The organism is Sinorhizobium fredii USDA 257, from assembly GCF_000265205.3.
Lineage (GTDB): Bacteria > Pseudomonadota > Alphaproteobacteria > Rhizobiales > Rhizobiaceae > Sinorhizobium > Sinorhizobium fredii_B.
In genome coordinates this window covers 3,272,599-3,291,098 of sequence record NC_018000.1, presented here as the reverse complement: position 1 = coordinate 3,291,098, position 18,500 = coordinate 3,272,599, and the positions used below count along the sequence as shown (strand labels likewise).

The following is an 18,500-nucleotide window of genomic DNA, read 5'->3' as shown; positions in this document are numbered from 1 at the left end:
TCCTAGGCCAGTCATTTCATTGTTTAAATGAAACAGTGAAATGTCTAAACGGCCACCGCCAACACGGCGCAACAGTCGCCCGCCTTGATCAGCCCGGGAAAGTGACGGGCAACCAGCATTCCCGTCATCTTGGCATGGATTTCGATCGGCTCGGCGCCGGTGCGACCAGTCGGATAAATCCGTGCGATTACGGCGCCGGCTTCGACCGCCTCTCCAAGATCGATCAGGAATTCGACAATCCCGGCATCTTCGGCGAAGGCGAAACAATCACCGCTCGGCATGTCCAGCCACTGTGTCGGCTGAACATCGATCTCGCCCTTGAGGATCCCGGCATGGCGCAGGACATTTGTCGTGCCGCGCTTGGCGATGGCAACGCTCTTCGCACTCGCGGATCCGCCGCCGCCGAGCTCGGTCGTGATGAAGATCTTGCCCATCTCCTCGGCGGACGTGTCATACATGCCAACCGCATCGATCTCGAGCATCTTCATCGAGTAGGGTGCGCCGAAGGCTTTGACGAAGTCGAAGGCCTTTGCCTCCTGCAGTTTTTCCGGAAGAATGTGGGCCGCGCAGAAAGGCAGGAAATCGAGGGTCCGCCCGCCGGAATGGAAGTCGAGCACGACGTCGGCGAGTGGTAGAAGGACGCGCTGGAAATAATCGGCGATCTTCTCGGTCACCGTACCGTCGGGCCTGCCCGGAAAGCTGCGGTTCATATTACCCTTGTCGATCGGTGAAGTTCGCGTTCCGGCCAAAAAAGCGGGGTAATTCATCGCTGGTACGATGATCACCCTCCCCTGCACCTCCGCCGGATCAAGATTGCGCGCCAGATCGAAAAGGGCGATTGGCCCTTCATATTCATCACCATGATTGCCGCCGGTCAGGAGGGCCGTCGGGCCCTCGCCGTTCTTGGCGACGGTGATCGGGATCATCACCGAGCCCCAGGCGGAATCGTCGCGGCTATAGGGCAGCCGCAGAAACCCGTGCTGAATGCCGTCTGCTTCGAAATCGACCGTGGCGCTAATCGGCGACGGCCGCAAATGCTGGTCCGTCATGGCTCAGTCCTTGACCATCAGCTTGCGCGGCACCGAGGCGAGGCATTCGACGCCGTTCTCGGTGATGAGAATGCTCTCGGTAGTCTCGAAGCCCATGTCCTCGAGCCAAAGACCTGTCATGAAATGGAAGGTCATGCCGGGCTTCAGTTCCGTCTTGTCGCCCGGGCGCAGGCTCATGGTGCGCTCGCCCCAATCCGGCGGATAGGAGAGACCGATCGGATAGCCGGTGCGGTTGTCCTTGACGATGCCGTATTTCTTCAAGACCGCGAAGAAGGCATTGGCGATGTCCTCACAGGTGTTTCCAGGCCTGGCCACCGCGAGGCCCGCCTCCATACCTTCGAGCGTTGCCTTCTCGGCGTCGAGAAAGGCCTGGGTCGGCTTGCCGAGAAACACCGTGCGCGACAGCGGCAGGTGATAGCGATTGTAGCAGCCGGCGATCTCGAAGAAGGTGCCCTCCCCCTTCTTCATCGGCCGATCGTCCCAGGTCAGATGCGGAGCGGAAGCCTCGACGCCGGACGGGAGAAGCGGCACGATCGCCGGATAGTCGCCACCGATACCATCGACGCCGCGCGTGCCGGCATCGTAGATCTCGGCGACCAGATCGCATTTGCGCATGCCGACTTCGATCTTGTCGAAGATGCGCTGATGCATGGCTTCGACGATGCGCGCGGCGTTGCGCATATATTTGATTTCCGTCTCGCTCTTGACGGCGCGCTGCCAGTTGACGAGCGCCGTCGCGTCGATAAAGCGCGCATTCGGCAGATGCTTCTGCAGCGAGGCGAAAGCGGCCGCCGAGAACCAGTAATTGTCCATCTCGACGCCGATTCTGAGCGACCCCCAGCCACGGTCGGTGAGGATTCCCGAGAGATAGTCCATCGGGTGGCGCTCGGTCGACTGCACGTAATGGTCCGGATAGCCGACGATGTTGTCGTGCTCGAGATAGGCGGTGAGCTTGGCGCCATTGGCGTCCTGGCCGCGGCCGAACCAGATCGGCTCGCCGGAAGGCGGAACGATCACCGCCTGGTGCACATAGAAGGACCAGCCGTCATAGCCGGTGAGCCAGGCCATGTTGGAGGGGTCGCTGACGATCAGGAGCTCGACGCCCTTGGCTTCCATCGCCTGCCGTGTTTTCCTGAGGCGCGTTTCGTATTCCCCAAGGGAGAATTTGAGGATGGGTTGGGTCATATCTCTTCCCTCGTTTTTCCGGCCGTGCCGGCTTCAGCTCTCGAAAGTGGTTCCGGCATTCGTCGCGTTGGCCCGGGCATAGGCGAGCGTTGCGATAGCGGTGTCCTGGATGCCGGTGCCGGTCAGGTCGGCGATGGTGATCTCGTCCGCCCGCCTCCGTCCGGCCTTCAGCCCGGCGATTATCTGGCCCAGCTCCGCGAATTCGGCATCCGGCGTGATGAGTTCCGCGGCAATCGCGTGATGCAGTTCACCGAGCCGGCGCGTCTGCTTCAGGCTGTCGGCGACATAAGTGACGCGAGCAATCGCCTGCGGGTCGAGTTCGTTCTTGTGTTCGGCGTCGGAGCCCATGGCGGTGACATGCTGCCCCGGCTGCAGCCAATCGGCCTTGAGGATCGGCGCCTCCGACGGCGTGGTGGTGACAATGATGTCGGCGCCCGCGACTGCCGCCTTCGGGTCGGTTGTCGCCTTCACCGGGAAGCCGAGCTTTCCTGCAAGCGCGCTCGCCGTCGTCTCGGCCTTGGCCGCGTCGCGGGCCCACAGGCGCGCCTCGCGGATCGGCCGGACGAGAGCGAGTGCTTCGAGCTGCAGCTTCGCTTGCATGCCGGCGCCGAAGATCGCGGCGACGGAAGCGTCTTCCCGCGACAGATGCTTGGCCGCCACCGCACCGGCCGCCGCGGTCCGCACGTCGGTGAGATAGCCGTTGTCGAGCAGCAGCGCCTGCACCAGCCCGGTTTTGCTCGACAGGAGCACCATCATGCCGTTGGTGCTCGGTAAGCCGATCTTCGGATTGTCGAAGAAGCCGGGGCTGATCTTGATGGCAAAGCCGTCGAGACCCGGCACATAGGCCGTCTTCACGTCCACTTCGCCGCGATGCTCGACAATATCGAGCCTCAGGATCGGCGGCATTGCCACCGCCTTGGTGGCGAGCGCATGGAACGCATCCTCGACGCAGGTAACCGCCTCGCGATCTAGCGGCACGATCCGGCGCAGTTCCGCTTCCGTGAGAATCGTCATCCGTGTCATGCCACTTCCTCCCGAAACGGGTCCGTTTCGCCGTTCATCACCCGCAGATGCAGCCCCATGTCGACATTGCGGCCGGACAGAATGACCGCGATCGGGCCGCCGATGTCTTTGACCTTTCCGGCAAGAAGCGCCGCGATGCCGACGGCGCCGGCCCCTTCCACCACTTCGCGCTCTTGCGTGTAGGCGTGGCGCATGCCGGCGGCGATTTCCGCCTCCGTCAGCAGGACGATGTCGTCGAGGAGCTCGCGGCACATGCGGAACGTCAGGTGATTGTCGAGCCCGATGCCGCCGCCGAGCGAATCCGCCAGGCTCGGATATTCCTCGACGAGCACGGGCCTGCCGGCGGCAAGGCTCGCCTTCATGGCCGCGCCGCGCTCCATCGTGAGTCCGATCACCTGCGTCGCCGGCTTACGCGCCTTGATCGCTGCAGCCACCCCGGCGGCGAGCCCGCCGCCCGAAACCGGAACCAACACCGTGGCGACCTCGGGCATCTGCGCGACGATCTCGAGGCCCAACGTACCCTGCCCTGCCACGACCGACGGACCGTCGAAGGGCGGAATCATGAGGAGGCCTTTTTCCGTGACGAGACGCTCGACTTCTTCCTGCGCCTCGTCCTGGGACTTGCCGACAATCCGCACGTCGGCGCCAAGGCGCCTGATTTCGGAGACCTTGTTCTCCGGCACCAAATGCGACATGCAGATCGTCGCGACCGCGCCTTCCGTCTTTGCCGCATGGGCGAGCGCCCGGCCGTGATTGCCGGTCGAGGCGGCGATGACGCCGCGTGCCCGTTCTTCAGCAGAAAGCGACAGCACCGCGTTGGTCGCGCCGCGCAGCTTGAAGCTGCCGGTTGTCTGGTGGTGCTCGAGTTTCAGGCAAACGGGGACGCCGCAGAGCTCGCCGAGCGATGCCGAGGCAACGAGCGGCGTGCGCGACACCCGGCCGGAGGTGCGCCGCGACGCGGCTTCGATGTCGTCAATCGTCACCGGGAGAGAAGCGCTCATGGCCATTCCCCCTCGAGCGGCAGCGCCATCAGCTGTCCGAGTTCCAGACGCGCCGACTGGCCGCAGAGGCGAAGACAGGCCCAGGCCGTCGCGTAATTGCTGCTGACGACGGGCTTGCCGATCGCAGCTTCGATCTCGGCGATCACGCCGGCCGCGCGCACCGCTGTGCAGGAGATGAACAGCGCGTCGGATTCGGGCGCCATTGCCTCCTTTGCAAAGGCGACGATCTCCGCAGGCGCGATCCGCGCCATCTCCCGGTCGTCGGTCAGCCCCAGGCAGGTGAACCGGTCGATCCCGAAGCCGAGTTCGGCGAAATAGTCGGCCATCGGCCGGCTGGTCTCGATCGTATAGGGTGTGAGAATGGATATTCGTCGAGCGCCCAGAGCTCGCAAGCCTTTGACCGAGGCGGCCGTCGGGGTCACCACGGCCGCCTCCGGCTTCGCTGCCTTTATCGCTGCAGTTACCTCCTCATCACCGATGACGACGGAGGCCGAGGTGCAGGAATACATGACAACGTCGAGCGTCTCGCCGGGCATGATCAATGCCGCCGCCGCCGTCAGCGAAGGCTGCATCGCCCGGAGATTTTCCGGGGTCACCGGATTGGCGTAGGGGATGCGTGCGACATAAACTCCGATCTCGTCGGATGCCACCAGACGCTGGAAGTCCACCTCAGTCGTATGATCGGTGGCGAGGATGACGAGACCTATGCGTTTGGCGAGCGGCCGATCGTCGAGGCGCGGGGCGCGCCGCGCCAGGGAAAGGGCAACAGGTTCTTCCATCAGCGCTCGTCCACCCGTGCGTAGCGCTCTTCCAGCCAGCGCAGGAAGAAGACTGAGATCAGGCTCATGATCAGGAAGAACACGCCGACCAGCGTCATCGGCTCGATATAGCGGTAGTTGCTGTTGGCGATGCTTTTTGCCTGGTTCATGAGTTCGAGCACCGTGATTGCCGAAAGCAGCGGCGTCTCCTTGAACATGGCGATCAGGTAGTTGGCGAGCGCCGGGATCATCGGCGGGATCGCCTGCGGCAGGATCACGTGGATCCAGGCCTGGCGTGCGGTGAGATTCGTCGCCTTGGCCGCCTCCCACTGGCCGCGCGGAACGTTCTCGATGCCGGCGCGATAGACCTCGGCCGTATAGGTGCCGTAGTGGATGCCGAGACCGATGACGCCGGCGACGAGAGCCGGCAGACGGATGCCGATGTCCGGCAGCACGTAGAAGATGAAGTAGAGCTGCACCAGCAAGGGCGTGCCGCGGATGAACTCGACGGCAAAGCTCGTGGCGCGGGCGACCGGCGCCGGCGCGACCATACGCAGGATGGCGAAGAGGAGGCCAATCACCGCGGCAACGGCGGCGCCGAGGATAGTGGCTAGGATGGTGATCTGCAGCCCCTCGATGAGGGTCGGCATGATCTGGCGGACGAATTCCCAATCCCATTCCATGATCAAACCCTCACGCCGTCGAGGCCACGGCTGACGCGCCGCTCCAGCCAGCGCATGCCGAGCGAGATGAGCCAGGCCATGACGAAGTAGAGCACCAGGATCGTCGCGAAGGGGATCAGCGTGCTACCGGTCTGTGCCCGGACCACCTGGGCCTGGAAGGTCATGTCGGTCAGCGAAATCAGCGAGACGACGGCAGTTCCCTTCAAAAGCTCGATCGCGTTGTTGCCGAAGGTCGGCAGCATCAGCGGCAGCGCCTGCGGCAGGATGATGTGCCGCATCGCCTGATAGCGCGTGAGATTGAGGGCGATGCAGGCTTCGCGCTGCTCGCGGCCGATCGCCTTAACCGCACCTCTGACGACCTCCGCGCCATAGGCACCGACATTCAAGCCGAGCGCCAAGACGCCGGCCTGCAGCGGCGTCAACGTGATGCCGGCAAAGGGCAGCACGAAATAGACCCAGAAGAGCTGGACGAAAATCGAGGTGCCGCGGAAGAACTCGATATAGGTCGTGGCCAGCGCACGCACCGCCGTGAAACGGCTGACGCGGCCGAGCCCCGCCGCAAAGGCGACCACGACGGCAAGCGCCGAACCCATCAGCGTGAGCTGAACGGTCACCCATGCGCCCTCAAGGATCAATCCGATATAGCCGGACCAGTCGATCATCGTTCAGTTGTTCCAGTCAGATTTCGGCTCGCTTCAGGGCTTGACCCAGGTCGCCTTCCCCGCGTCGAGGCGCAGGGAAGGCGGGGAAAACCCAGCCCAGGCTTACTTCGCGGCGCAGAGCTTCTCACGCGTCGTCGACATCGCTGCCTTGGCCGAGAAGCCGTAGGGCTCGATGATCTTGGCGAACTCGCCGGACTCCTTCATCTTGGCGAGTTCGACGTCGAAGGCGTCACGCAGCGCCTCGTCGCCTTTCCTGAAGGCGGCGCCATCGCAATAGACCGGAGCCCCTTCGACCGGAGCAACCACCTCGATGTTCGGGTCATTCGCCTTCGACACCAGATCGTTGATCGACAGCACCGGCAGCGAATAGACGTCGATGCGGCCGTCCTGCAGCATCTTCATGCCGCTCTGGCCGTCAGGCACGACGATGACGCGATCACGCGGCACGCCGGCTTCGAGCGCCAGCTTTTCTTCGGTGCCGCCGCCGGGGGCGCCGATCTTCGCATCCGGATTGTCGGCAATATCCTTGTAGCTCTGCAGCTTGAGCGGATTGCCCTTCTTCAGCGCGAAGGCCTCGGCATCGCAGAGGATCGGCTGGGAATAGGCGACCGCCGCGCAGCGCTCCGGCTTCATGAAGAGGCCGGCGGTGATCGCGTCATGACGCCCCGCCTGCAGGCCCGGGATCATCGCGCCGTATTCCGAGATCGACGCGACGACGTCCGCAACGCCGAGGCGCTTGAAGATTTCGCGGGCAACATCCGGTGCTGCACCGGAAACCTTGCCGTCGGCCCCGACCGCCGTGAAGGGCGGTTCGTTGGCGATGGCGATGCGCGCGAAGCCCTGTTCCTTCAGCTCCTCGAGCTTGTTTTCATCCGCGGCGGCGGAAGTAGCCACAACAACTGCCATCAACGCCGTTGCACCTGCTGCCATTGCCATCCAGTCTTTCAGTTTCATCGTTCCCAACTCCTCTGTTGTTCTCTTGCTGTTGTTGTGTGAGGCAATGTCGGCCGTAAGGGCTTAGACGCGGTGCCCGGCCGCTATGATCTTGCGCAGGAAGGTCTGCGTTCGTTCCTGCTTCGGATGCCGGAAGATGTCCTCGGGCTTGCCTTCCTCGACGATCTTTCCGCGGTCGAAGAAGAGCACGCGATCGGCGAAGTCATGGGCGAAACCCATCTCGTGGGTAACGAGGAGCATCGTCATGTCGGTCTCGGCGGCAAGCTTGCGCATGACGTTCAGGACTTCTTCGACGAGCTCCGGATCGAGCGCGGATGTCACCTCGTCGAAGAGCATGATCTTCGGCGAAAGCGCCAGCGCCCGGGCGATCGCGACGCGCTGCTTCTGGCCGCCGGAGAGCTGCGCCGGCATGCTTTTGGCTTTGTCGGCGAGGCCGACCATGTCGAGAAGTTCCAATGCCCGCTTTTCGGCCTCTGGCCGGGCGATGCCCTTGGTCAGCCTCGGCGCCAGCGTCACATTGTCGAGGACGCATTTGTGGGGAAACAGGTTGAAGTGTTGGAAGACCATGCCGATCTTCTCGCGCATGCTGTGGAGATGCCGCTCGTCGGCCGGCACGAGATTGCCGCCCTTCTTCATGTGGTAGAGCTGCTCGCCATCGACCTGGATGAAGCCGTCGCTGATCGTCTCGAGCGTCATCAGGATGCGCAGGATCGTCGTCTTGCCGGAACCGGAGGGCCCGATGAGGGCGAGCTTCTCGCCCGGCATCACCTCCATCGACAGTCCATCGAGCACGGTCAGGGGACCGTATCTCTTGACGATGTTGTCGATGCGGATGATCGGCTGGGGCATTCGCGGCTCTCCCTTCGAGACCGATAATGTCCTAACGATGATCCGGTTCCCAAATCATGTCAATGTGAATAATAATATCATGACAATTATTCCGAAAATGCCCAATGGATGAACATTGCCATCAAATCACGAGCAGCAAAGCCTCCGGATCGCCGAGCGCGAGGGACGCGACGATTCCGAGCCCGGTCTTGAGCTCCTGTTCGCTGGTCGAGCCGAGCGATATCCGCACGGCCGGGCGCCAGCCGCTGTCGGCGGTGCGGAAGGAGGCACCCGGCGCAATCGCGACGCCGCGCAGCCGCGCCTGCGAGACGAAGGCGTCTTCGGAGTGACCCTCGGGCAGCGGCAGCCAGACATGCAGACTCTGTGGATGGGTGCGGTGGGCAAGTCTGCCGAACGTCTCCGTGGCGATTGCGTGGCGCGTGGCGAGCGCCCGGCGCTGCCAGTTGACGAGCTCCATTGCCGTGCCGTCGCTCACCCAATGCGTTGCGATCTCCGCGATCGAAGGCGTCGCCATCCAATTCGAGACGAGATGCCGGTTGGCAACCGCCGCGACGTAGCGATCGGGAGCAGCGAGGTAGCCGATCCGCAAGCCTGGCACGGTGATCTTGGTAAAGCTCGTGACATACAACGTGCGTTCCGGCGCCAGTGCCGCAACCGGCGGCAGGCGCTCCTCCACCAGCGGCCCCAATATGTCGTTCTCGATGATGGCGATGTCATGCCGGCGCGCGACCTCCGCAAGCGCTGCGCGGCGCGCAGCACTCATCAAGGTCGCCGTCGGATTGATCACCGAGGGCTGCAGGAATATCGCCCGTATCACCCCCTTGCGGCAGGCCTCGTCCAGGGCATCCGGGATCATGCCGTCGTCATCGATCGCGACGCCCTGGAGGTGAATGCCGAGATAGGTCGAAAGCGGCACAAGCGTATGATGGCTGATCGCCTCCGTCGCAATCGTCGAACCGGGAGGCGCAACGCTCATCAGCGCCACCGTCATAGCCGAGGTCGCGCCGTTGGTGAGGCTGATGTTGAGCGGCGAAATGTCGAGACCGCAGCGCGAAAGCCATTCGGCGGCGACATTGCGGTGGCGCGGAAACACCATGTTCGGCCGGAACGAAAGCGCCGAGCTTGCCGGCAGGTTCTCGGCAAGCCAGCCGAAGGCCTGCCGCATCTTGTCAAGATGGATCTGCTCGCAGACCGGCTTGAGGATGGAAAGGTCGACCAGCTCGCCGAGCCGCTCGGGCAGATACGGCGGCTCCGGCTCACGCGGCCGCGTCTGCACGAAGCTGCCGCGCCCGACCTCGCCGGAGATCAGACCACGCCGGATCAGTTCGTCATAGGCGCGGCTCACCGTCTGCACCGAGAGCTTCAGCTCGTCTGCGAGCTTGCGATGCGTCGGCAGCCGGGTGCCGTTCTGCAGCCTGCCCTCCTGGATGGCACGGGCGAATTGATCGGCCAGCGAGAGGTAAGCCGGGCGGCGCAGGAGTGTTGTGTCGGGCGTCCAATTTGTCATGATTTGAACAGTGATCAAAATCAGCTCAATTGACAATGCAAAACTGAGCACCCAATGTCTTTTCCTGGACTTTGACGCGACTGCAGCGCCGCGCGTCTCATAAGACGTGCAAAGGTCGCTGCAGCACTTTGATTGCCGCATGGGATCGACGGAAGGAACCCGCATGAAGCTCGATGCGATCGATCTGCGCATCCTCGAGGCGATCCAGGCCGATGGACGCATCACCAAGCTGGCGCTCGCCGAAAAGGCCGGGCTGTCGCCGACGCCCTGCTGGATGCGGCTCAGGAAACTGGAAAAGGCCGGCATCGTCACCGGCTATCATGCGCGCGTCGCACTGCGCCGTGTGGCACCGGTCGCCAGCGTGATGATGGAGGTCACGCTCGGCAATCATCGGCAGGCCGACTTCGACCGCTTCGAACGCGCCATCGCCGCAATTCCAGAGATCGTTTCCTGCTGGTCGGTCGGCGGTGGCGTCGACTATATCCTCAAGGTCGTGACCGCCGACATCGACGCCTATCAGCGGCTGGTGGACGAGCTACTCGGGCGCGAACTCGGTATCGACCGCTATTTCACCTACATCGTCACCAAGACGGTCAAGGAGGAGACCGTGCTGCCGCTTGGTTCGCTGTTATCGCAGGTGAATTAGAAACGACGAGCAGGCGGAGAAATTCCACACGCCTTTCCGAGCGCGCGGGTTCTTGGACCGGCCGAGAAGGTGTTGGTACGGGGTGAATTGGTAAAGCGCAGCGATCGCTGCACTAAATAGGCGGCCGTGGTTTAGGCACTCTCTCCTCAGAGATAGGAGATGTCTTAACTTTCGCCATCGTCCATCGACAGAACTTCATGCCGTTTCAATTCGTCGATGGCCTCAATCGCTTCGTCGGCCGACCAGCCTGCAGAAACCGCGGCCTGCACCAGCCTCGTTTCTACCTGTTGCTCGAGTTCCATATACAAAGGCTCTAACGCTTCCTGCACGGTCAGGATGTGTTCACCAGCCATCACGACAGGGCGATGGGGCAGTGACGCGGTCATGGCACAATCCTCCGTCGTTCACGCGGACGTGTTTTTTCACAACGTCCCAATCAAGCTTCTGTTCCACGCTCGCTCATCGATATTCAGGAGAGGTGGATGACCTCTCACAAAAACGGCGGAAAACCGCACGCACTTTTCCTCAACCAGTCCAGACAGTCTCTCTCGCGGAAGCCTCTCCTTTGGTCAAAGTCTCTCCCGGCGAGCGGCGGAATGGACAATCTCTCGCGGTAACAGTGTCAATCTCTTTCGCAACGGACGAGGAGACTTGGATATGACCGCTATTTTTGCGCGCACCGCCTTTCACGAAGCGTTGAAACAGCTGAACGACCGACAATTGCTGCGGGAGCTCGCCTATGTCGGCGGCCGCTGGATTGCCGGACGGGACGGCAGGTGTCTCGAAGTCAGCGATCCAGCCAGTGGTGCCGCCCTCGCCTTCGTCGCTTCGCTCGATGAGGGCCAGACGACCGAAGCGATCGATGCGGCGGAGAAGGCATTCAAATCCTGGCGCAATATGCTGCCGCAGGCGCGCGCCGCCATCCTGCGCAAGTGGCACGAGCTGATGCTCGCGGCCCGCGAGGACCTGGCCCTGTTGATGACACTTGAACAGGGCAAGCCACTCGCCGAGTCCCGCGGCGAGATCGACTACGCGGCTTCCTTCATCGAGTGGTACGCCGAGGAGGGCAAGCGCCTCAACGCCGAGACCGTGACGAGCCACCTCGCCGGCGCCGAGATGATCGTCCGCCGGGAGGCGCTCGGCGTCGTCGGCATCGTCACGCCGTGGAATTTCCCCTCCGCCATGATCACCCGCAAGGCGGCCGCAGCCCTTGCGGCGGGCTGCACGGTGGTTGCGCATCCCTCCTCCGAGACGCCGCTTTCCGCTTTGGCACTTGCCGAGCTCGGCGAACGCGCCGGCCTTCCCGCCGGCGTCTTCAACGTTGTCACCGGCAACGCCGCAACGATCGTCGGGCGCGTGTGCGAAGACGCGCGAGTCCGCGCCATGAGCTTCACCGGGTCGACGGAGATTGGCCGGTTGATTGCCGCCCAATCAGCGCCGACGATGAAGCGGCTCGTCATGGAACTCGGGGGCCACGCTCCACTGATCGTCTTTGCCGATGCGGATGTAGAGAAAGCGGCCGATATTGCCATCGCCGCGAAGTTCGCCACTTCCGGACAGGACTGCCTTGCCGCCAACCGCATCTATGTCGAGCGCCCGATCCTCAAATCCTTCGAGGAGGCTTTCGCGGCGCGGATCGCTCGCTTGACGGTAGGACCCGGACTTCGACCGGGCACCGACATCGGGCCGCTGATGCACGAGCGTGCCGTCGCCAAGATCGAGGAACAGGTTCAGGACGCGCTCAAACTGGGCGCCAAGCTTGCCGTCGGCGGCACGCGCCACGCGGCCGGGCCGCTGTTCTTCCGGCCGACGCTTCTGACCGATGTGCCCGACGATGCCCTGATCATGCGCGAAGAGACTTTCGGCCCCGTCGCGGCCGTCACCGCCTTCGACAGCGAAGACGACGTAGTCGCCCGGGCGAACGACACCGAATATGGCCTCGTCGCCTATGTCGTCACCGAAAACGGCGCCCGCCAGATGCGGCTCGCCCGGGCACTCGAATACGGGATGGTGGCGATCAACCGGGTGAAGATCACCGGCGGGCCGATCCCCTTCGGCGGATGGAAACAATCCGGGCTCGGCCGCGAAGGCTCGCGCCACGGCATGGAGGCCTTCACCGAGCTCAAATATCTCTGCATCGACACCGCCGCCTGACCGACTTCTGACGAAAGGAAAGACAATGCTCGAAAAAAGCAACGAACTCACCGCCTGGGACCGCGACCACTTCTTCCATCCCTCTACCCATATGGGGATGCACGCGCGTGGCGAGAGCCCGACGCGGGTCATCGGCGGCGGCGAAGGCGTCTACATCACCGACATCGCCGGCAAGCGCAGCCTCGATGCTTTTGCCGGGCTCTACTGCGTCAATGTCGGCTATGGCCGTCAGAAGATCGCCGACGCCATTGCACAGCAGGCGAAGAACCTCGCCTATTACCACGCCTATGTCGGCCACGGCACGGAAGCCTCGATCCGGCTTTCCAAGATGATCATTGACCGGGCGCCGGAAGGCATGTCGCGCGTCTATTTCGGGCTATCCGGTTCGGACGCCAACGAAACCAACATCAAGCTGATCTGGTATTACAACAATATTCTCGGCCGGCCGGAAAAGAAGAAGATCATCTCGCGCTGGCGCGGCTATCACGGCTCGGGCGTGATGACTGGTTCGCTGACCGGCCTGCACCTCTTCCACAATGCCTTCGATCTGCCGCGCGCGCCGATCCTGCACACCGAAGCCCCCTATTACTTCCGCCGTCCCGATCGCTCGATGAACGAGGAGCAGTTCTCGCAATATTGCGCCGACAAGCTCGAGGAGATGATCCTCGCAGAAGGCCCCGATACCGTTGCGGCCTTTATCGGCGAACCGATTCTCGGCACCGGCGGCATCGTGCCGCCGCCCAACGGCTATTGGCAGAAAATCCAGGCGGTGCTTCAGAAATACGACATCCTGCTCGTCGCCGACGAGGTCGTGACCGGCTTCGGCCGTCTCGGCACGATGTTCGGCTCCGATCATTACGGCATCAGGCCGGATCTGATCACCATCGCCAAGGGGCTGACTTCGGCCTATGCGCCGCTTTCCGGCTCGATCGTCTCGCACAAGATCTGGGACGTCCTTGTGCGCGGTTCTGACGAGCTTGGCGCTATCGGCCATGGCTGGACCTATTCGGCCCATCCGATCTGTGCGGCGGCAGGCATCGCCAATCTCGAGCTGATCGACGAGCTCGGCCTCGTCGAGAACGCCGGTTCGACCGGCGCCTATTTCCGGGCGGAACTCCAAAAGGCCGTCGGTGATCACCGCCATGTCGGCGAGGTGCGCGGCGACGGGTTGATGGCGGCAATCGAGTTCGTCGAGGATCGCGACGACCGCAAGTTCTTCGATCCGGCCCAGAAGGTCGGGCCGCAGGTGGCGGCAGCACTGCTGGAACGTGGCGTCATTGGCCGCGCCATGCCGCAGGGCGATATTCTTGGCTTCGCCCCGCCGCTCTGCCTGACGCATGAGGAAGCCGACATCGTCGTCAAGGCGGCCGCCGACGCGATCCGGTCCGTCCTCGGCCGCTGAAGGAGAACGCCTATGATGCATTCCGTTCCGAAGACCATGGCGGCCGTGCTGCTCACCGGCCACGGCGGGCTCGATAAGCTCGTCTATAGCCGAGAGGTCCCGGTGCCGGTTCCGGCAGTCGGCGAGATCCTGATCAGGGTCACCGCCTGCGGCATGAACAACACCGACGTCTGGGTGCGCGAAGGCGCCTATGGCACCGAGGATGATCCGGGTGCCGTGTCGACCTGGCGGCGCCAAGGCAACACGCTTACTTTCCCGCGCATCCAGGGCACCGACACGGTCGGGCACATCGTCGCCGTCGGAGACGGTATCGACAAGGCGCGTATCGGCGAGCGCGTCATGGTCGACTTCTCAATCTACAACCGCGACGACGACAGCCTGGCCGACATCGACTATATGGGCCACGGCCGCGATGGCGGCTATGCCGAATACATGGCGCTGCCGGCCGAAAACGCTCACGTGGTGGCGACCGATCTCACCGATACCGAGCTCGCCACCTTCTGCTGCGCCTATCTCACCGGCGAGCGGATGCTGGAACGAGCGGGGCTTGCGGCGGGCGAACGGATCCTCGTCACTGGCGCGTCGGGCGGCGTCGGCTCGGCGATCATCCAGCTCGCCCGCGCCCGTGGCGCCATCCCGATCGCCGTCGCCGGCCCGGGCAAAGAGGCTGCCATGCTCGATATCGGCGCCGAAGCCGTCGTGACCCGCGGTCGAGGCGATCTCTTCGAAGCCGTCAATGAAGCCGTCCAAAGCGAACCGATCGACGTCGTCGCCGATCTGGTCGGCGGTCCCCTCTTCAATGATCTCTTGAAGATCCTGCGCCCGGAAGGTCGCTACACGACCGCCGGCGCCATTGCCGGTCCGGTCGTGCAGCTCGATCTCAGGACGATGTATCTGAAGCAATTGGAGCTGCACGGCTCGAGCCAGGGTAGCCGCGCCGATTTCCGGCGGCTGGTCCGATACATCGAAGACAAGAAGATCCGTCCCCTCGTCGGCGGCGTTTATCCTCTGTCGGAATTCCATCGGGCGCAAAGAGACTTCATGGCGAAAAATTTCGTCGGCAAACTCGTCGTCGTTCCGGATTGAAACTCGTCGACTGCCGGCGGAAATGCGCAACTAATTAGAGTATTCCCAGCCAGGAAAACCGCGGCCCTGTGCCGCGGTTTGTCGTGTCGGTCGTGCCTGGCCGCGATGATTTCCCTCAAGGAGACACTAGACAGGCTCAACTACCAGAACCCAGATTTGGTGCTCCGGCTTCAGTTCATTTGACGCGTTTATTAGCATATGCGTAAATTGACGCACCAAGGGGGAATTTCATGGATTTGGTAACGCTCGTCATGACCGTATGCCTTGTCTCGGCACCCGAAAGGTGCCGAGAAGAGAGTATGCAACTTCAGGCCCACGGATCGCTGGCGCAATGCATGTTCCAGTCCCCCGTGCACATCGCCAGTTGGTCGCAGCAGCATCCGGCTCTGCGCGTCAAGAAATGGCGATGCAGGCTTCCAGACGTTGACCGGGTCATCTGATACGAGCGCGGTAGGTCAAGGTATCCGATGGCGCCATCGAAAGCTGATCTGCTTCGCGGGTCAGGCGATCGCGAAGCGGCGATCGAACGCAGACCGGATCGGTCGTACTCGCATCGCCGGCCAGCGCCATCGCCTGGCAACGGCAGCCGCCGAAATCAACTTTCTTGCGTTCGCAACTCCGGCAGAGTTCCGGCATCCAGTCCTCGCCGCGATAAGCATTGAATGCGTCACTCTCATACCAGATCTGGGAGAGCGACCCTTCGCGTACAGTCTCAAAGGAGAGGCTTGGAATGGTTTCCGCCGCATGGCAGGGAAGCACCCGGCCGGATGGCGTGACGTTCAAGCCCACCCTCCCCCAGCCGCCCATGCACGCCTTCGGGTATGTGGAATAATAGTCCGCGGGTACATAGTCGATGACCAGTGTACCTTCATATTTCTTGCGCGCCTCGGTGACGGTTTGCGTCGCCCGATCGACCTGTTCGCGTGTCGGCATGAGAGCCGCCTTGTTGCGCTCGGCCCAACCGTGGAACTGCACGGTCGCGACCTCGATACGACGCGCCTTCAGCCGGATCGCCAATTCGATCATGGCCTCGATTTCGCCCATGTTCTGCCGGTGACAGACGGCGTTCAGCGTCAGCGGAATGCCGGCATCCGCCACCCAGCCCGCGACGGCGATCTTTCGTTCATAACCGCCTCCATATCCGCTGATTCTGTCGGCGCTTTCGGGAGAAACGCCCTGGATGGAGAGCTGAATATGGTCGAGACCCACATCGGCCAGCTTGCCAATGCGAGCCGCAGTCAGGCCGACGCCCGACGTGATCAGATTGGAATAAAGCCCAAAGGCAGCCGCCGCTTGCGTCAATTCCACCAGATCCCGGCGTGCCGCCGGCTCGCCGCCGGACAAGTGCAGATGCAGCACGCCGAGGGCGGCGGCTTGCCTGAAGACGCCGATCCATTCCTCGGTAGAAAGCTCCTCATCTGCCCGCGTCAGCTCGATTGGATTGGAGCAATACGGGCAGGCCAAGGGACATCGATGCGTCAACTCCGCCAGCATTGCCATCGGAGGCGGCACGCTTGGGATACTGGCTTTGACTTCTTCTGCAAGGGCGATGCTATCGCTCATTCGACGATCTCCAGCATGCGGCGGATGGCAAGCTCGCGGGCGAAGGACTGGACATCGCTGGCAACCTGGGCAACCGGGGCCTCGAACTGCGCGGCGAAGTCGGTGGCGATCCGATCGAGGCTCCGCTTGCCATCCAGGGCCGCAACGATTGCGACGGCGATCTCGTCCAGAGCCATGGCACGTTCCGGTGCCAGCAGAACCGTCTGGCCGCGAACCGTATCCTCGCGCAGCCGCACTCCTCGGGCGAGTTTGACGACGCTGGAACCGGAAATCACGGGCGCATCGGCAGTCATTCTGCTGCCTCCGTCGAGATCGCCTTGCCGACAACGCCTTCCCGGCCGTCCCAGCCTCCCGGCGGAATACGGCCGGGCGTCACATAGGCTGAATAGAGCGCATCGAGCTGGGACCACAGAACATCCGTCTTGAACGTGAGCGCCGCAGCGGCTGCATCCTGTTTTTCCCTCGTGTCGGCGTGATTAAGGACATAGCTGAGACCGTATTCGACATCGCGAGGGGCCTCAGCCAGCCTCTGGCGGAAATAGGCGAGCGCCGCGTCGTCGGCGAACGCATAGTGCTCCAGAAGCCCGGCGATCCGTTCTGAATGTATCTTCGGCGCGAAAAGCTCGGTGAGCGAGGAGGCCACCGCTTCGAGGAGCGGCTTCTCACGCACGAACGAGACATAGGCGTCGACGGCAAACCGGGTCGACGCCAGCACGCCCCGTGTCGAGGCGACATAGCCGGGATCGAGACCGACGGCTTCGGCGAGACGCAGCCAGCGGCGGATGCCGCCGCCTTCATCGACGCCGCCGTCATGGTCCTCGATGCGCGTGCGCCATGCCCGACGCAGGTCCGGGTCGTCGCAACGCGACAGGAAGGCGGCATCCTTCATTGGAATCCGGCTCTGGTAGTAATAACGGTTGATCACCCACGCCCGCACCTGCGTCATCGTGCAGCGGCCGCCATGCAGCATTCCATGGAAGGGATGCTTGTCGTGGTAGCGGTCCTTGCCTATTTCCAGAAGGCGGGCGTGAAATGCCTGCCTGTCAACTGCCGTCGTCAAAGCCGGACCTCCATGCCGTCGAAGCCGATTTCGAAGCCGCGGCTTTCAACGAGCTCGCGCTCGGTGCCGGGCCGCCAGATCGGGTTGGTGTTGTTGATGTGGACGTAGATCTTTCTGCGGATGTTCAACGCCGCGAGCGCATCGAGGCTGCCGCCGTCGCCGTCGATCGGCACGTGGCCCATGCGGCGGCCGGTCTTCTGCCCCGTGCCGGTGGCGATCATCTCGTCGTCGCTGAAGAGCGTACCGTCGAAGAACACGACGTCGGCATCGCTGAGGCGCGCGGTAAGGGAGTCGGTCAGCATGCCGCATCCCGGAATATAGTAAATGCGCCTGGTGCCGGCTCTGAGCTCTACTCCGACCGTGTTTTCGCCCTCGACGTTGAGATCCGGTTCGCCGCTTTCGAGGAAGAGCGGCACCTTGCCGGGGACCGTGAAGAGCCGGGCCTGAAGACCGGGAAGCGGGGAGAAAGTTCCCTCGATCGCGACGATCGTCCTTGAAACGAGTTCCGGATCGAGAACGCCGAAGATGGAATTCTCGGCTAGGATCCGGCTGACTGCGCCGGTAGTGAAAACGGTGAACGCCTGTTTTTCCCGCAGAATGAGCAGTCCGGCCAGATGATCGATATCGCCATTGGTCAGCACGACGCTTTTGATCGGACTGTGGCGCAGACGGCGGGGCTGCAGCGGGCGATTGTCCTGAATTTGCTGGCGGAGGTCCGGAGAGGCATTGAAGACCGCCCAAGTCTCGCCGTCGAGGCTTACCGCCAGCGACGATTGGCTCTGCGGCCTGAGGCCGGAGGCTGGATCACGCGCCATCGTACAGTTGAGACAGCCGCAATTCCATTGTGGAAGACCGCCGCCAGCGGCGGTCCCCAGAATGATGATGCGAAGACCGGACTTTTCCTTCACCGGGCTACCT

Annotated in this window: 20 protein-coding genes; 5 read left to right on the top strand and 15 right to left on the bottom strand. The window is 63.0% G+C overall.

Features of this window, described 5'->3' with window-relative positions:
• Window positions 1-44 precede the first annotated feature (44 nt).
• The 10 genes from doeB to ehuR all read right to left on the bottom strand — a co-directional run bounded on the left by doeB (window position 45) and on the right by ehuR (window position 9,671).
• Window positions 45-1,049 (bottom strand): N(2)-acetyl-L-2,4-diaminobutanoate deacetylase DoeB, encoded by a 1,005-nt coding sequence (gene doeB / locus USDA257_RS15235; RefSeq protein WP_014763870.1) that lies wholly within the window; start codon window positions 1,047-1,049, stop codon window positions 45-47.
• A gap of 3 nt (window positions 1,050-1,052) precedes the next feature.
• Window positions 1,053-2,234: an ectoine hydrolase DoeA gene (gene doeA / locus USDA257_RS15230; RefSeq protein ID WP_014763869.1), complete on the bottom strand. Its 1,182-nt coding sequence runs from the start codon at window positions 2,232-2,234 to the stop codon at window positions 1,053-1,055.
• A 33-nt stretch (window positions 2,235-2,267) separates the two neighbouring features.
• The gene (eutC, locus tag USDA257_RS15225) at window positions 2,268-3,257 is read right to left on the bottom strand and encodes an ectoine utilization protein EutC (RefSeq protein ID WP_014763868.1); all 990 of its coding nucleotides are present in this window, start codon (window positions 3,255-3,257) and stop codon (window positions 2,268-2,270) included.
• Entirely contained in the window at window positions 3,254-4,258 is a 1,005-nt protein-coding gene (eutB, locus tag USDA257_RS15220; RefSeq protein ID WP_014763867.1) for a hydroxyectoine utilization dehydratase EutB, read from the bottom strand. Before eutB ends, eutC begins: the two co-directional genes overlap by 4 nt.
• Window positions 4,255-5,037 (bottom strand): ectoine utilization protein EutA, encoded by a 783-nt coding sequence (gene eutA / locus USDA257_RS15215; RefSeq protein WP_014763866.1) that lies wholly within the window; start codon window positions 5,035-5,037, stop codon window positions 4,255-4,257. The genes eutB and eutA overlap by 4 nt, the downstream gene beginning before the upstream one ends.
• Window positions 5,037-5,699: an ectoine/hydroxyectoine ABC transporter permease subunit EhuD gene (gene ehuD, locus USDA257_RS15210; protein ID WP_014763865.1), complete on the bottom strand. Its 663-nt coding sequence runs from the start codon at window positions 5,697-5,699 to the stop codon at window positions 5,037-5,039. The genes eutA and ehuD overlap by 1 nt, the downstream gene beginning before the upstream one ends.
• Before the next feature lie 2 nt (window positions 5,700-5,701).
• Window positions 5,702-6,361, bottom strand: a complete 660-nt coding sequence (gene ehuC / locus USDA257_RS15205; RefSeq protein WP_014763864.1) for an ectoine/hydroxyectoine ABC transporter permease subunit EhuC — start codon at window positions 6,359-6,361, stop codon at window positions 5,702-5,704.
• Window positions 6,362-6,463: 102 nt separating this feature from the next.
• Window positions 6,464-7,315 (bottom strand): ectoine/hydroxyectoine ABC transporter substrate-binding protein EhuB, encoded by an 852-nt coding sequence (gene ehuB / locus USDA257_RS15200; RefSeq protein WP_014763863.1) that lies wholly within the window; start codon window positions 7,313-7,315, stop codon window positions 6,464-6,466.
• A gap of 63 nt (window positions 7,316-7,378) precedes the next feature.
• The gene (gene ehuA, locus USDA257_RS15195; RefSeq protein ID WP_014763862.1) at window positions 7,379-8,164 is read right to left on the bottom strand and encodes an ectoine/hydroxyectoine ABC transporter ATP-binding protein EhuA; all 786 of its coding nucleotides are present in this window, start codon (window positions 8,162-8,164) and stop codon (window positions 7,379-7,381) included.
• A 121-nt stretch (window positions 8,165-8,285) separates the two neighbouring features.
• Window positions 8,286-9,671 (bottom strand): MocR-like ectoine utilization transcription factor EhuR, encoded by a 1,386-nt coding sequence (ehuR, locus tag USDA257_RS15190; RefSeq protein ID WP_048657487.1) that lies wholly within the window; start codon window positions 9,669-9,671, stop codon window positions 8,286-8,288.
• Between the two features lie 163 nt (window positions 9,672-9,834).
• Here ehuR and USDA257_RS15185 point away from each other — a divergent pair, with 163 nt between their 5' ends.
• Window positions 9,835-10,317 (top strand): Lrp/AsnC family transcriptional regulator, encoded by a 483-nt coding sequence (locus USDA257_RS15185; RefSeq protein ID WP_014763860.1) that lies wholly within the window; start codon window positions 9,835-9,837, stop codon window positions 10,315-10,317.
• A gap of 164 nt (window positions 10,318-10,481) precedes the next feature.
• Here the strand turns inward: USDA257_RS15185 and USDA257_RS15180 are convergent, their stop codons facing one another.
• Window positions 10,482-10,703, bottom strand: coding sequence for a hypothetical protein (locus USDA257_RS15180; protein WP_041414259.1), 222 nt, complete (start codon window positions 10,701-10,703; stop codon window positions 10,482-10,484).
• A 271-nt stretch (window positions 10,704-10,974) separates the two neighbouring features.
• On the opposite strand from USDA257_RS15180, the gene USDA257_RS15175 reads away from it, so the two are divergent.
• From USDA257_RS15175 to USDA257_RS37885, 4 genes are all read left to right on the top strand, one after another.
• Window positions 10,975-12,471: an NAD-dependent succinate-semialdehyde dehydrogenase gene (locus USDA257_RS15175; RefSeq protein ID WP_014763858.1), complete on the top strand. Its 1,497-nt coding sequence runs from the start codon at window positions 10,975-10,977 to the stop codon at window positions 12,469-12,471.
• Between the two features lie 25 nt (window positions 12,472-12,496).
• Window positions 12,497-13,873, top strand: a complete 1,377-nt coding sequence (locus USDA257_RS15170; RefSeq protein WP_014763857.1) for an aspartate aminotransferase family protein — start codon at window positions 12,497-12,499, stop codon at window positions 13,871-13,873.
• Between the two features lie 12 nt (window positions 13,874-13,885).
• The gene (locus tag USDA257_RS15165) at window positions 13,886-14,959 is read left to right on the top strand and encodes an alcohol dehydrogenase family protein (RefSeq protein WP_014763856.1); all 1,074 of its coding nucleotides are present in this window, start codon (window positions 13,886-13,888) and stop codon (window positions 14,957-14,959) included.
• Window positions 14,960-15,189: 230 nt separating this feature from the next.
• Window positions 15,190-15,399 (top strand): hypothetical protein, encoded by a 210-nt coding sequence (locus USDA257_RS37885; protein WP_080605601.1) that lies wholly within the window; start codon window positions 15,190-15,192, stop codon window positions 15,397-15,399.
• On the opposite strand, the gene pqqE is transcribed toward USDA257_RS37885, so the two are convergent.
• The 4 genes from pqqE to pqqB are packed head-to-tail and all read right to left on the bottom strand — an operon-like array spanning window position 15,392 to window position 18,490.
• Window positions 15,392-16,522 carry a pyrroloquinoline quinone biosynthesis protein PqqE gene (gene pqqE / locus USDA257_RS15160; RefSeq protein ID WP_014763855.1) on the bottom strand — a complete coding sequence of 377 codons (1,131 nt, stop codon included), beginning with the start codon at window positions 16,520-16,522 and terminating at the stop codon, window positions 15,392-15,394. The genes USDA257_RS37885 and pqqE overlap by 8 nt on opposite strands.
• Window positions 16,519-16,815, bottom strand: a complete 297-nt coding sequence (gene pqqD, locus USDA257_RS15155) for a pyrroloquinoline quinone biosynthesis peptide chaperone PqqD (RefSeq protein ID WP_014763854.1) — start codon at window positions 16,813-16,815, stop codon at window positions 16,519-16,521. Before pqqD ends, pqqE begins: the two co-directional genes overlap by 4 nt.
• On the bottom strand, window positions 16,812-17,582 hold the full coding sequence (gene pqqC / locus USDA257_RS15150) for a pyrroloquinoline-quinone synthase PqqC (protein WP_014763853.1): 771 nt from the start codon (window positions 17,580-17,582) through the stop codon (window positions 16,812-16,814). Before pqqC ends, pqqD begins: the two co-directional genes overlap by 4 nt.
• The gene (pqqB, locus tag USDA257_RS15145; protein ID WP_014763852.1) at window positions 17,579-18,490 is read right to left on the bottom strand and encodes a pyrroloquinoline quinone biosynthesis protein PqqB; all 912 of its coding nucleotides are present in this window, start codon (window positions 18,488-18,490) and stop codon (window positions 17,579-17,581) included. Before pqqB ends, pqqC begins: the two co-directional genes overlap by 4 nt.
• Between the last annotated feature and the right edge of the window lie 10 nt (window positions 18,491-18,500).